This is a genomic window from Flavobacterium johnsoniae (genome assembly GCF_001879205.1).
Lineage (GTDB): Bacteria > Bacteroidota > Bacteroidia > Flavobacteriales > Flavobacteriaceae > Flavobacterium > Flavobacterium johnsoniae_A.
This window is the reverse complement of record NZ_MLFK01000008.1, coordinates 180,026-193,232: the sequence shown is the minus strand read 5'-3', so window position 1 is coordinate 193,232 and position 13,207 is coordinate 180,026. Positions and strand designations below refer to the sequence as shown.

The following is a 13,207-nucleotide window of genomic DNA, read 5'->3' as shown; positions in this document are numbered from 1 at the left end:
TAATGCATTAATAATTTAATATAATGAATACGATCAAAATAAATAAAGCCCTAATAGCTGATGCTGAAAGGCTTCAAACTATAGGAAGAATTACTTTTTCGGAAACATTTGCTACGAACAATTCAGATGAAAATATGATCAAATATCTGAATGAAAGTTTTGCCATCGAAAAACTAACAGCAGAACTCCAAAATAAAGATTCTCACTTTTATTTAGCAGAATTAGAAGGAAAAGTAATTGGCTACCTCAAATTAAATACGGGCGAGGCTCAAACCGAAATGAAGGATAAAAACGCACTCGAAATAGAACGTATTTATGTTTTAAAAGAATTTCATGGTAAAAAAGTGGCTCAGGAACTTTACAATCAGGCTCTGCAAAAAGGAGAGGAAATAAAAGCAGATTATATTTGGCTTGGTGTCTGGGTAAATAATTTCAGGGCAGTAAGCTTTTACACCAAAAACGGTTTTGTAGAATTTGGAACTCATATTTTCAAATTGGGCGATGACGAACAAACGGATTTAATGATGAAAAAAGTTTTAAAATAAAATGAAACAAAAACAAATTCTATTGGTTTTACTCATTATTGGTACTGCTTTTTGGGGAATATCCTATTCTGTTACCAAACTGGCAGTTGGGAATTATTCTCCCTCAACCTTTTTATTCTATCGCTTTTTAATGGCCGTAGTGGTTCTAACCATAATTTTTTGGAAATATGTTAGAGAAACCACCTTCGAATCTATTAAAACCGGTGCTATCCTGGCAGTTCCTATGTTTTTAGGCATTCATCTGCAAACCGTCGGTTTAAAATACACCGATGCTTCTCAGTGTTCTTTTATCGCCGGATTATGTGTCATTATTATTCCGTTAATAAAACTCACCGTTTACAAAACTAATATCCCTTTAAAAATCTGGATAGCAGCCATAACGGCATTATGCGGTTTGTTTGTCATAGCCGTAAAAGAAGAATTCACCATAAACCTGGGAGATTTATACACAATTGCCGGAGCTTTTGCTTTTGCTGTTTATTTAATTTCTGTAGAAAAACATGCGGCTGTTAAAAATCTTTTAACGTCAATCGTTCCCATGTTTGCAATCTGTGCCATGCTGACTTTCTTTTTGGCCCTTACAGATCAAAATTCCGATTGGTTTCCTAAAGACAATACATTTTGGCTTGGCGTTGTTTACTGTGCTTTGTTTTCTACAGCATATATGTACACGATTTCAAATATTTCCCAGCGTTATTTATCGGCAGAAAGAGTTGCCGTTATCTATTTGTTTGAACCTATTTTTGGTGCGATTGCAGCTTTCTTTATTCTAGGCGAAAACCTTTCGGTACGATTGCTTTTGGGAGGCAGTCTTATTTTTGCGGCAACTATTATTTCAGAAGTAAATTTTAAAAGAAAACAAAGCATAAATGTTTAAAACATAAAAAAGCTCAATTCAAATGAATTGAGCTTTTTGGTTTTCATCTTACTTCAATTTTATTATTCAAGCATCTTTTCTCTTTCCCAAAAACGATGTCTTCCCAGAGCTTTTATAAAGGAAGTGCTCAAAGCCTTGTCAGCAATAGTTTCACTTTGTAAAACTCCGGCATCTTTTTCTTTTATATCTCCTTTATTTTTTAATATCTGGGTTCCTTCGGCTTCAGCTGCAATAAATTTACAATGATTGTAAGTATCGTTTATAAATTCTTTCACTTCTTTTATTTTTGAAAGAGCATCGATCCCTTTACCGCCGGGAATAAATATACCATCAAAAAGTACTGAAGCTGCAATTTTATACGTCTGGTCAACCGGAATTTCTGTTCCTTCTTCAGACACAATTGTTCCCAAATGCGGTGCAATAATTACAGCTTTTGCCCCGGCGTTTTGAAGCGCCGTTTTCATTGCTTTTACCGAATCCCCATTTACCCCTTCGGCGCATAAAAAAGCAATTTGTCTTGTGGCAATGGTATTAGAAATTGTTGGATTTTTCAGCATACTCAAAGCGTCAGAATTTTGAATGTTTTGCTTTACTTTTGTTGGTTCGTGATGACCATTATCATCAGCACCTACCCCATGATTTATGGGTTTTTCAATAGTTTTAGGAACTGGAATTCCCAGACTTTTAGCCACTTTCGCTGCCAATTCGGAATTAATAAAATTAAGTAATCCCAGCATTCTTTCGCGAATAGCAACTGTTTCTACTTTTCCTAATTCAAAAGATAATGCGTTAGCGATATGATCTTGTTCGATAGCAGTCTGGCTGTTGTAAAAAAGTGCCGCCTGGCTAAAATGATCTGAGAAACTTTCGCTTCTTTCTCTTATTTTATGTGCATCAATTCGTTCATTAAAACTGGCAAATCCGCCTTCGTCAATTTTGGCCTGAAAAGGACAGCCACCTCCCAGTGAATTAGGATGATAACTCACCTTTCCAGTCGCAATTTCCTGACGCATATGTCCGTCGCGCTGGTTGTTGTGCATTGGCGCTATTGTTCTGTTAATTGGAATTTCGTGAAAATTTGGACTTCCTAATCTTGATAACTGCGTATCGGTATAAGAAAATAATCGGCCTTGTAATAGAGGATCATTGGTAAAATCAATACCAGGTACAATATGCCCCGGATGAAATGCAACCTGCTCTGTTTCTGCGAAAAAATTATCAGGGTTTTTATTCAATACCATTTTTCCAATAATGGTTACCGGAACTAATTCCTCAGGAACTAATTTTGTTGGATCCAGCAAATCAAAATCATATTTATGTTCATCGCTTTCCGGAATAATCTGAACGCCTAACTCCCACTCCGGGAAATTTCCGGAATCAATAGCTTCCCATAAATCCTGTTTGTGAAAATCGGAGTTTTTACCTGATATTTTTTGTGCTTCGTCCCAGGCAACGGCATGCGTTCCTAATTTTGGTTTCCAGTGAAATTTTACGAAATGCGATTCATTTTGTTTGTTTACAAATCTAAAAGTATGAACACCAAAACCTTCCATCATTCGTAAACTTCTCGGAATTGCCCTGTCGCTCATTACCCACATAATCATATGCATAGACTCGGGCATCAGTGAAATAAAATCCCAAAAAGTATCATGTGCCGATGCTGCCTGCGGAATCTCATTGTGAGGCTCGGGTTTAACAGCATGAATTAAATCCGGAAATTTCATGGCATCCTGAATAAAAAATACAGGCATATTATTTCCAACCAAATCAAAAATACCTTCCTGGGTATAAAATTTTACAGCAAAACCACGCACATCACGGGCTAAATCTGTAGAACCTCTTGAACCGGCAACAGTTGAAAAACGAACAAAAACGGGAGTTTTAATACTGGTATTATTTAAAAATCCTGCTTTGGTATATTTTTCCATCGAATTGTAAAGTTCAAAATATCCATGTGCGGCAGAACCTCTCGCATGAACGATTCTTTCCGGAATTCGTTCGTGGTCAAAATGGGTTATTTTTTCTCTTAAAATAAAATCTTCTAAAAGAGATGGGCCTCTTTCTCCAGATTTTAGGGAGTTGTTATTGTCATTTATCTTAACTCCTTGATTAGTTGTTAAAAACTGATTTTCTGCGTGAGATTTATTTAAATCTAAATCTCTTTGTTTTTCATCAGAATTATCAGGGTTTGGTTTCTTTGAATTTTTCATTTTTTCTTTGTTTTAACATTTATTATTTTTTTTGACGTAATAAAGTTTCATTTCTATAAATGAGGTTGTAATAGAAATTCTATCAAAGATAACCGACACATGATAGTGAAAATTATACAATTAAATTTTAGAATTACATCATTTAAACTATCCACAAAAAAATCGTTACATACTGATAATTATATAATTACAAATTTTAATAGTATAAGTAAAAAACGCTTTTCTGAAATAACTTTGATATACGATTCAAATTAATTTTAAAAAAAGAGCTGTATGGTTTTATTCATTATTTTACAACTACTGCTGGTTTCTATTGGCGCAACCTCAGCCATGACCTGGTTCAGTTACGCTATGTCAAAAAGCTTTAGGGAACTGTACAAAGAGCCGGTATTGCTCGCTTTTGTTTTAGAAAAAATGAACTTGAATCGCTCCGAACAATCAAAGAAAACCTGGGGGTGGTTATTGCACTACATAATCGGTTTTTTGTTTGTGCTTGGATATCATATCATTTGGGTAAAGGACATATTAGCAATTTCGCCGTTAAGTGCTCTCCTACTAGGAGTAATTAGCGGTTTGATTGGTATTATCAGCTGGGTATTTATTTTCAAAATGACCCATCATCAACCCCCAATTGACTTTAAGGGTTATTATATTCAGCTGTTCTTTGCTCATATCATTTTTGCTATTGTAGCCACTGCGCTTTACTCTATTACTTTAACTCTTTTAATACTAGCAAACGCCTATGTCACTGTCTAAATACAACGAAAAGAGAGATTTTAAGCAAACACGCGAACCAAAGGGCAAGGTCGAAAAATCGGCCAGTGAACTAATATTTGTGGTTCAAAAACACGCTGCATCGCATCTGCATTATGACTTTAGATTAGAAATGGATGGTGTACTCAAAAGCTGGGCGGTTCCTAAAGGCCCTTCAATGGATCCGGAAGTGAAACGTCTTGCCATGATGGTCGAAGATCATCCGTACAGCTACAAAGATTTTGAAGGAACAATTCCGGCCGGAAATTATGGCGCAGGAAATGTAATTGTATGGGATAATGGAACTTATACTTCTGACGAGAGAACAACTTCGGCAGAAAAGCAACTCTTAACCGACCTAAAAAAAGGACGTTTGAGTTTTATCTTAAAGGGGAAAAAACTTAAAGGAGAATTTTCATTGGTAAAACTTCATGGAAAGCAGGAAAATGCATGGCTGCTGATTAAAAAGCAAGATAAATATGCTTCTGATATTGATATTTTAGAAAAAAATAAATCGGTTATTTCTAAAAGAAGTCTGGAAGAAATGGAGAAAAAATCTGCAAAAATGATAACAGAACAAGAAGAAAAAACAACCGAAAAAACCATAAAAAAAAAGCCAGCAGCAAAAACAATAAAAGCTGAATTCATAAAGCCGATGCTTGCCAATACTACTGAAAAACCGTTTGATGATGAAGAATGGATTTTTGAGAATAAATATGATGGTTATCGCACTATTGCTGTTGTTAATGCTGATAAAATCGAATTATTCAGCAGAAATAAAATTTCTTTCGACACCAGTTTTAAACCTATTGCAGATGAATTAAAAAAAATAGATCATACTGTGGTTCTCGATGGCGAGGTCGTAGTAGAAAACGAAGCAGGAAAGGCTGATTTTCAAATGCTTCAAAATTACCTTAAAACCGGAATTGGAAATTTAAAATATTATGTTTTTGATCTCCTCAATTTAGATGGAAATCCGGTAACCGAATTATCTCTCCTGGATCGAAAAGAACTGCTTAAAATTTTATTTAATAAATATCAATTCTCGAATATTTTTTATTCTGAACATACAATCGGAAACGGTATTGCCCAATTTGAACAAGCACAAAAAAATAAAAGCGAAGGAATTATTGCCAAAAAAGCAGAGAGTTCTTATGCGGTTGCTGGGAGAAGCAGTAACTGGCTGAAAATTAAAATTTCGAACGAAGAAGAAGCAATTATTATCGGAATTACAGAACCAAAAAATTCCCGAAAATATTTTGGTGCCATTCTTCTGGGTCAGTATAGCGGCAAAAGACTGCAATACATTGGTAAATGCGGTACTGGCTTTACCGAAGCTGTTTTAAAAGAACTTTATTCTAAACTAAAACCTCTTTTTACAGACCAATCCCCGTTGAATGAAAAAGTTCCTTTACGAGATAAAATTCAATGGGTCAAACCAAAATTAGTTTGTCAGGTAAAATATTCAGAATGGACAGAAGATAATAATTTAAGACATCCCGTTTATCTGGGATTAAGAATTGATAAAAAGGCAGATGAAGTTGTTTTTAATGGAAATGATAAGAAAAATGATCCTAACAACGACCGTGATAATGAAAATGAAAATACTAAAGATATAAATCTTAATCCGATTAAAATGGGAGATTTAAAAAACAAAACTGAAAATGATTACGATTTAAAAGTGGGTAAAACAACTCTTCATTTAACGAATCAGAACAAAATATATTTTCCTAAAGATGGAATTACCAAGGGCGACATTATTCAATATTATAACGAAGCTGCTACACTCATGCTGCCTTATTTAAAAGATCGTCCGGAATCGATGAACCGTTTTCCTAACGGAATTGATTCGCCTAGTTTTTATCAAAAAGACATTGATGTTGATAAAACTCCAAAATGGCTTAAAACGAAAAAAATCTTTTCAGAATCAAACGATGCTGATGTTAATTATCTTGTTTGTAATGATAAAGAAACCTTGCTTTATATGGCGAATTTGGGCTGTATTGAAATAAATCCATGGAATTCAACGATTAAAAGCATTTCAAATCCGGATTGGCTGGTTATTGATTTAGATCCCGCAAAGGAAGATGATTTTAAAATTGTGGTCGAAACAGCTTTAGTGGTGAAAGAAGTGATGGATGAACTGGAAACTGAATGTTTGTGCAAGACTTCTGGAGCTACGGGACTGCATATTTATATACCACTAGGTGCACAATACGATTATGATTCTATTAAAATTCTGGCAGAACTAATAGCCAAAGAAGTACACACAAGGCTCCCTAAAACAACTTCAATAGAACGAAGCATCAAAAAAAGAAAAAATAAATTATATATCGATTTTCTTCAAAACCGAAGAGGACAAACTTTAGCGGCTCCTTACTCTGTCCGTCCTAAACCAGGCGCAACGGTTTCGACACCTTTAGAATGGAGTGAAGTTAATGAAAAACTGCATCCGTCGCAGTTTACAATTAAAAATGTATTGCAGCGGTTTGAGAAAAAAGGTGATTTATGGAAACCTGTTTTATCAAAAGGTGCCAATATCAAAAAAATTATAAAGAAATTAGAAGAAAAACAAAGTGGTGATGAATAATGCGACTAAGATGATTTTTTCGTTTTAGTTTCTAAACTTGCTTTCAACATAGACATTAAGTCATCACTTTGTTTGTTATGCACTACTTTTAGTTTCGTAGCTTTTTGTACTTTTCCTTTGGCTTTCTTTTTAATAATATCTAAAAGTTTGGCCGTATATTCGTCTTTAAAACCAGTAATGTCAAATTTTTCAGTAAGCTGATCGATTAATTTTTCGGCCATATCCATTTCTTTTGTGGCTTTTTTAGAAACCGGAGGCAGTTTTAATTCATCTGTATTTCGTATTTCCTGTTCAAATCTTATTCGGTTTAAAACAATCACATTTTTATATGGTTTTAGAATAGCAAGACTTTCTTTATTTCGCAAAACAAAACGGGTTACTCCTACTTTTCCCGAAGCTTCGAGTGCATCACGAAGCAGTCCATAGGCGTTCATAGCGCCTTTGTCCGGCTCCAGATAATAGGGCTGTTCGTAATAAATACTCTGGATTTCTTTTTCAAAAGCAAAACTTTCTATATCAATCGTTTTGGTTTTAATGGCATCTGCAGCTTCGAAATCAGAATCTTCAAGGATGACATATTTATCTTCAATTTTATAGCCTTTTACAATGTTTGAAAAATCAACTTCTTTACCTGTATTTTCATTAACACGTTTAAACTTAATATTTGCATGGTCTTTTTTGTCCAGCATGTCCATATCAAGACTGCTTTCCTGAACCGCCGAAAACATTTTTATTGGAATATTAATTAATCCAAAACTAACTGATCCTGTCCATATCGATCTCATAACTCTCTGATTTAATTAACCTTAAAATTAAATCAGATTCTGTTGTAAACTTTATAACATCATGAGAATGTTTTACAAAATACCGACTCACGATTAGCACTGAAAACCAAAATCAGCGCAGTTTTTTCCTGAGATAAATTTGTTTTTCTAAATTTTCTGTTGTTTCGTCAAAGTCAAATTCTTCATAATTTAAAGCTTTCAGTGTTTTAGTTAAAACATCTTCTGCTGCAAAAGCTTTTACCCAAATTAAATCGTGTTTTCGCTGCAACGCAATTTCTTCGGAACGTTTAAAAAGTACAACTAAATCTTCCTCATTAAAATAAATGATATCTTTTAGACAAATGGCCTTTTCTGCTCCCAGGTTTTCATTGGTAAGTCTCGAAGAATCCAGTTTTAAAAATGACTGCGGATTTTCGCCGTCGTGTACCATCAGAATTTCAATTGAAAAATCATTTTGTATTCTGAAGAGTTCTTTTTGAGAAAATTTTTCCTGGGCATATTTATCGGCCAAATCTTTTGCCTCAAATAAACGCTCATAATACTGAAGGGCCTGACTTTCCATCCAGACTACATTATCATTAATTATCACTACAAATCTTGCTGTTTTGCTCATAATTTTCTTTATTGATGAAGAAGCAAATTTGCAGAGATTTTTGTTTTAAGAAAAGAGCAATACGACGGTTGTTTTGTTCGAAAAGGCTTTTTTTTTTAAGGGGCTAAGATGCTAAGGGGCTGAGGGACTAAGTTTTTTTTTTCGAGATTAAAAACTGAAACTGAAAACTGAGACTGAGACTGAGACTGAACACTGAACATTACTTCCGATATTCCAACGGAGAAATCCCTGTATGATTTTTAAAAAACCTTCCAAAAGCAGATTGATTTTGAAAGTTCAATTCGTCACTGATTTGATTAATGGTTAGACTTTTATTCTGTAACAGCACTTTGGCTTCCAGAATTACAACTTCATTAATCCAGTCACTTGCTGTTTTGCCGCTGTTCTTTTTAATTACTTCCGACAGATATTTTCGGGTTACATGTAAGGCATCGGCATAATATTCAACAGATCGCTGTTTTAAAAAATCTTTAAAAAGAAGTTTTTTAAATTTTTCGAATATTGGATTTTGAGTTATTTCAGCAGAAACCACTTCCTGAACCGAATCAAGTTCGTATATCAAAATGTAAAGATAACTAATAAGTGCCGCCGACTGATGCTTAGAACTGCCTTCTAAAAGTTCTTTTATCAAATTGAAAATACGCTCAAATTTAATTTTTAAATCTCCGTTGAGTTCCAAGACATTATTGTTTTCGAAAAACTCATATTGCGATAAAAAGAAAACGTTGGTCTGGCTTTCCAGAAAGAACTGCGGCTTAAAGAATATAATATCAATTAAGATTTTATTGCTGTTTTTGGTAAAACTTCTAGTCACTGTAGGACCTAACGCAATAACCGCCGGCGCGTGGATTGTTCTTTTGTCTAACTGCGTCTGAATTATAATAGAACCTTCTCTTAAAAACTCAATCGCATAACTTTCTGCCCGATAGGGCTCGTTTATATACGGATGTTCTGTAGTTTGAGTGTAGAAATAATCCTTTTCATCAGCACTTGAAAAAAGGCTTTTATGCTCCGTTAAGGAATAGGTTAGGATTTTATTTTTCAAAACTTTCTTTTGTAATGATACACCTCAAAGATAATGAATGATCACGATATGATAAGAAACAAAAATGGCGCAAAAAAAGCGCCATTCTTAATTTTATTTAATATAATCATCGACAATTAACAATCAACTATCAACAACTTATTTCTTGTCTATTTTATAAAGTCTTCCCTGATCAGTTACGGCGTATAAAGCACCATCACTGCCCTGCGTAATATCTCTAAAACGCTGACCTTCGCCTGCCAGAAGTCTTTCTTCTCCTACTACTTTATTGTCTCTAATCACCAATCTTGCAATATGCGTCGCGCTTAAAGAACCAATAAAAAGGTTATTCTCCCACTCTGGTACACGATTTCCTGTGTAGAATGTCATACCGCTTGGAGAAATAACAGGATCCCAATAATAAACCGGCTGTTCCATTCCCTCTTTCTGTTGAATCGCTTCACCAATTGGTTGTCCGCTGTATTCAATTCCGTAGGTAATCGTAGGCCATCCATAGTTAGAACCAGCTTTAAGACGGTTTAACTCGTCGCCTCCTCTTGGACCGTGTTCACTTTGCCAGATTTCTTTAGTAACCGGATGAATTGCCAGTCCCTGAGGATTTCTATGTCCGTAAGTATATAATTCAGGTAATGCTCCTGCACCGTTAAAAACTGGATTTCCAGGTGCTGGCTGTCCGTCTTTTGTAATTCTTAAAACTTTACCCAAACTTGCCGTAAGTGATTGTGCCAAAGGTCTGGTTTGCAAAACGGAACGCTCTCCTGTACTTACCACAAGATTTCCGGTTTGGTCAAAAAGAATACGGCCTCCGTAATGAAGATCACTTGGATTTGCCGGGCTAGATCGGTAAATAACAGTTGCGTTTTCGATTGTTTTTTCATTAGCTGCCAGTTTTCCTTTTGCAACAGATGAAATATTTCCGCCAGTTACTGCTTCAGAAAACACCCAGTAAATCATCCTGTTAGTCGCAAAATCAGGATCAAGACATAAACCTAATAAACCTCCCTGATTAGCAGGGTTAACAGCAGGCAGACCTGTAATAGGTTCACTGACAACTCCGGCAGTAGTAACAATACGCAAAGTTCCCGTTGTTTTTTGAGTAACTAAAAGTCGTCCGTCAGGAAGTGCTTTAACGCCCCACGGACTAGTAAGCGCGCTTGTAATAATATCCGCTTTAAACTCTGTATTTGTAGTCATACCATTAATTCTGGTTTGTCCGGTAAATGCAGGTTTATATTGTGTATTGGCTGGATTAGTTTCTACAGGATCAGTTACTGTTCCGCCTCCATTCTCAGGAGAATCATTATTAGAACAACTAAAGGCAAATAATGCACTTGAAAGAATGAAAATGTACTTTAAATTTTTCATAGTAGTTATTTATTAAATTAATTTGGGTTATAACGCCAAATATCTAAAAATAATAATGGAAAATTTTATATAATTTAAGGTATAACTTACAGAATTTCATTGATAAAAAAAGTCCAATTCAGGATAATTGGACTGTCTTATACAATATTTCAGAATAGTTTACCAGCTGTATTTCAAAATCAATCTTGCATTAAATGGAGTTCCTGCAGTAAAGTGAATTTCTTCTACAGGATCTGTTTCATTTGCCAATCTCGTTTCTGTTAAGAACTGTGTTTCTTTCCATTTTGTATTAAAAATATTGTCGATGTTTATTCCTATAGATACTTTTTTAATTTGATAATTTACAGAAAAATCGGTAATGCAGTAACCTTTTGCCACAACCGAATTATCTTCATTCGCTGGACGATCACCCAGAAATCTTGTTCTCAAACTTCCTGAAAACCCTTTTAAGTCTTTTACCGAAAATCCGTTTACCAAAGTATGAACCGGAGCAAGCGGTAAATAATCTTCTCCTTTTGGTTCGTCTATAGATCGTGCATGAGTATAGGTATAATCTGTATTCCAGAATAACCAATTGGTTAACTGATATCTAAAACCAAAATCAAATCCTTTTCTTTCTGTTTTACCGCTTGGTTCAACAACAGCTTCGTCTCCTACATAAACAAATTCCTGTGCCAGATACAAATACCAAATTGCCGAGTTTACTATCATTCTTGGAAAAGGTTTCCAATTAATTCCTAAATCAGCACCATAAGTTTCCGGAAGAATTTTTTCTCCTTTTTGCGCTACAACTACACGAGTATCATTGCTGTGAAAACCTTTTCCTAATTTTAAGAAATATTGAAGACTTTCATTCTGAGTATATAAAAAATTTAGTTTTGGACTCACAATCGCTTTTGTCTGTGTTTGATTGCTATAAGTCGATGCCAATTGGTCTTCATAACCAAATTTGAAATAATCTAATCTTAATCCCGAATTAATCAGCCATTTACCTGATGTAAAATCAAAACTGGTATAAGAAAAAAGATTGGTCTGATTGACAGTTCCTAAACTCAAATAATCCAGAACCGTTTTTCTGTTTAAAGTATGCGATAATTCAACATCTTTATTATTATCGTTTCTTAATCCTGCACCCAGTTTAAAAAGCCATTTTTCATTCAGTTTCTGATTGTATTCTGACTGAAATCCTACGATAGTTCTGTTTTCCTTTTGTTTAATCTGATCTCCGTTTACAGGATCATTTAAGAAAAAAGTAAAATTTGAATACAATTCAAAATCATATTTACTCAAATACGCTGTGTTTTTTATATGCGTGTTCTCATCAATTTTGGCATCATACTGCAAATTAAAGTTTGTTCTGCTGGTCGATCCGCCTTCATTTGGGTCGATTGCGCCAAAATGCGAAATCGTTCCGTCGTTTACGGCACGATCCGGGATTTGTCCGCTGGCATCCCATTGACTTTTAAAATGCGAAACCGAAAGTGCCAGTTTATCCCCGTTAGCCGTTTTAGCCGAATATTTTCCGAACAAATTAATACGGTTAAAGTTTTGAGGAGCATCAAAATAACCATCGGTCATCATATATTCTCCGGCAAAATAAGCCGACTGGTTTTCTTTGTTCAACAAGTTGAATAAAGCCACTGTTCTAAAGGTATCAAACTGTCCGCCTTCAAAAGAAATTGTGTTTTTGTCTAAGGCTTTTTTAGTATTAAAACCTACATAACCTGCCGTTGTAAAATCGCCTTTGTCAACAAAATACGAACCTATGTCAAAATCTATATTGTCGACTGTTTCCGGAATTACAAAATGAAGGTCAGCATAACCTTGTCCGTGTGCGTGCGAAACCATATTTACCGGCATTCCGTCAACGGTAACATTAATATCGGTTCCGTGATCGCAGTCAAAGCCTCTTAAAAAAATTTGTTCTGCTTTTCCTCCTCCCGCATGCTGGCCAATAAAAAGTCCCGGAACTTTACGCAATAAATCTTGTGAATTGGATATAGGCTGAATTTCTAAATCAATTTTAGAAATTGTGTTTAAGTACTTTAAATTGTTTGTGATTCGAACTTCTTCGAGCATAAAAGGCTTTTCTTCTAACGCGATAGAAAGAAAATCATTGGAAGAAAGTTGTATGGTTTGCGTTATAAAACCCTGTTTGGAAATTTGAAGGCTGTCGTTCACTTTAGTTTCTTCTAAAGTAAATTTTCCGTTTACATCAGTGTGTGCGTGTGTTTTTGAAATCAAATCTCGAATTAAAACATCTGAAAGAGGTTTTCCGTTTTCATCATTTACAATTCCGGAAACAGATTGTGATTGTGCTGAAAAATAACAAATAGAAACTAAAAGAACAAATAAAAATCGCATGCTGTAAAAAAAAATAGATAATAAATTGCTGCAAAAGTAATACAAAAAAAATAAGAAAAG

The 13,207-nt window shown here is 34.7% G+C and carries 10 protein-coding genes; 4 read left to right on the top strand and 6 right to left on the bottom strand.

Annotated features, from left to right (window positions below):
- Nucleotides 1-23 precede the first annotated feature (23 nt).
- Both BKM63_RS15765 and BKM63_RS15760 read left to right on the top strand, forming a co-directional pair.
- Nucleotides 24-545: a GNAT family N-acetyltransferase gene (locus BKM63_RS15765; RefSeq protein ID WP_071637538.1), complete on the top strand. Its 522-nt coding sequence runs from the start codon at nt 24-26 to the stop codon at nt 543-545.
- A 1-nt stretch (nt 546) separates the two neighbouring features.
- Nucleotides 547-1,422 (top strand): DMT family transporter, encoded by an 876-nt coding sequence (locus BKM63_RS15760; protein WP_071637537.1) that lies wholly within the window; start codon nt 547-549, stop codon nt 1,420-1,422.
- A 62-nt stretch (nt 1,423-1,484) separates the two neighbouring features.
- Here the strand turns inward: BKM63_RS15760 and BKM63_RS15755 are convergent, their stop codons facing one another.
- On the bottom strand, nt 1,485-3,632 hold the full coding sequence (locus BKM63_RS15755; protein ID WP_071637536.1) for a catalase: 2,148 nt from the start codon (nt 3,630-3,632) through the stop codon (nt 1,485-1,487).
- 273 nt (nt 3,633-3,905) lie between these two features.
- On the opposite strand from BKM63_RS15755, the gene BKM63_RS15750 reads away from it, so the two are divergent.
- A complete protein-coding gene (locus BKM63_RS15750) occupies nt 3,906-4,388 on the top strand; it encodes a hypothetical protein (protein ID WP_071637535.1) in 483 nt (160 codons plus the stop codon).
- The gene (gene ligD / locus BKM63_RS15745; RefSeq protein WP_071637534.1) at nt 4,375-6,975 is read left to right on the top strand and encodes a DNA ligase D; all 2,601 of its coding nucleotides are present in this window, start codon (nt 4,375-4,377) and stop codon (nt 6,973-6,975) included. The genes BKM63_RS15750 and ligD overlap by 14 nt, the downstream gene beginning before the upstream one ends.
- A 5-nt stretch (nt 6,976-6,980) precedes the next feature.
- On the opposite strand, the gene BKM63_RS15740 is transcribed toward ligD, so the two are convergent.
- The 5 genes from BKM63_RS15740 to BKM63_RS15720 form a co-directional block, all read right to left on the bottom strand.
- Nucleotides 6,981-7,760 (bottom strand): Ku protein, encoded by a 780-nt coding sequence (locus tag BKM63_RS15740; protein WP_071637533.1) that lies wholly within the window; start codon nt 7,758-7,760, stop codon nt 6,981-6,983.
- Between the two features lie 112 nt (nt 7,761-7,872).
- Nucleotides 7,873-8,373 carry a hypothetical protein gene (locus BKM63_RS15735; RefSeq protein WP_071637532.1) on the bottom strand — a complete coding sequence of 167 codons (501 nt, stop codon included), beginning with the start codon at nt 8,371-8,373 and terminating at the stop codon, nt 7,873-7,875.
- A 199-nt stretch (nt 8,374-8,572) separates the two neighbouring features.
- Entirely contained in the window at nt 8,573-9,418 is an 846-nt protein-coding gene (locus tag BKM63_RS15730) for a helix-turn-helix domain-containing protein (protein WP_071637531.1), read from the bottom strand.
- 138 nt (nt 9,419-9,556) lie between these two features.
- Nucleotides 9,557-10,783 (bottom strand): PQQ-dependent sugar dehydrogenase, encoded by a 1,227-nt coding sequence (locus tag BKM63_RS15725; RefSeq protein WP_071637530.1) that lies wholly within the window; start codon nt 10,781-10,783, stop codon nt 9,557-9,559.
- Nucleotides 10,784-10,942: 159 nt separating this feature from the next.
- Nucleotides 10,943-13,147 (bottom strand): TonB-dependent receptor, encoded by a 2,205-nt coding sequence (locus tag BKM63_RS15720; RefSeq protein ID WP_071637529.1) that lies wholly within the window; start codon nt 13,145-13,147, stop codon nt 10,943-10,945.
- Nucleotides 13,148-13,207 lie beyond the last annotated feature (60 nt).

What these genes read in the sequence shown, in the direction of transcription:
- BKM63_RS15755 (WP_071637536.1), bottom strand. Translation starts at nt 3,632, where the DNA reads ATGAAAAATTCAAAGAAACCAAACCCTGATAATTCTGATGAAAAACAA.
- BKM63_RS15735 (WP_071637532.1), bottom strand. Translation starts at nt 8,373, where the DNA reads ATGAGCAAAACAGCAAGATTTGTAGTGATAATTAATGATAATGTAGTC.
- BKM63_RS15765 (WP_071637538.1), top strand. Translation starts at nt 24, where the DNA reads ATGAATACGATCAAAATAAATAAAGCCCTAATAGCTGATGCTGAAAGG.
- BKM63_RS15720 (WP_071637529.1), bottom strand. Translation starts at nt 13,147, where the DNA reads ATGCGATTTTTATTTGTTCTTTTAGTTTCTATTTGTTATTTTTCAGCA.
- BKM63_RS15740 (WP_071637533.1), bottom strand. Translation starts at nt 7,760, where the DNA reads ATGAGATCGATATGGACAGGATCAGTTAGTTTTGGATTAATTAATATT.
- BKM63_RS15760 (WP_071637537.1), top strand. Translation starts at nt 547, where the DNA reads ATGAAACAAAAACAAATTCTATTGGTTTTACTCATTATTGGTACTGCT.
- BKM63_RS15725 (WP_071637530.1), bottom strand. Translation starts at nt 10,783, where the DNA reads ATGAAAAATTTAAAGTACATTTTCATTCTTTCAAGTGCATTATTTGCC.
- ligD (WP_071637534.1), top strand. Translation starts at nt 4,375, where the DNA reads ATGTCACTGTCTAAATACAACGAAAAGAGAGATTTTAAGCAAACACGC.
- BKM63_RS15750 (WP_071637535.1), top strand. Translation starts at nt 3,906, where the DNA reads ATGGTTTTATTCATTATTTTACAACTACTGCTGGTTTCTATTGGCGCA.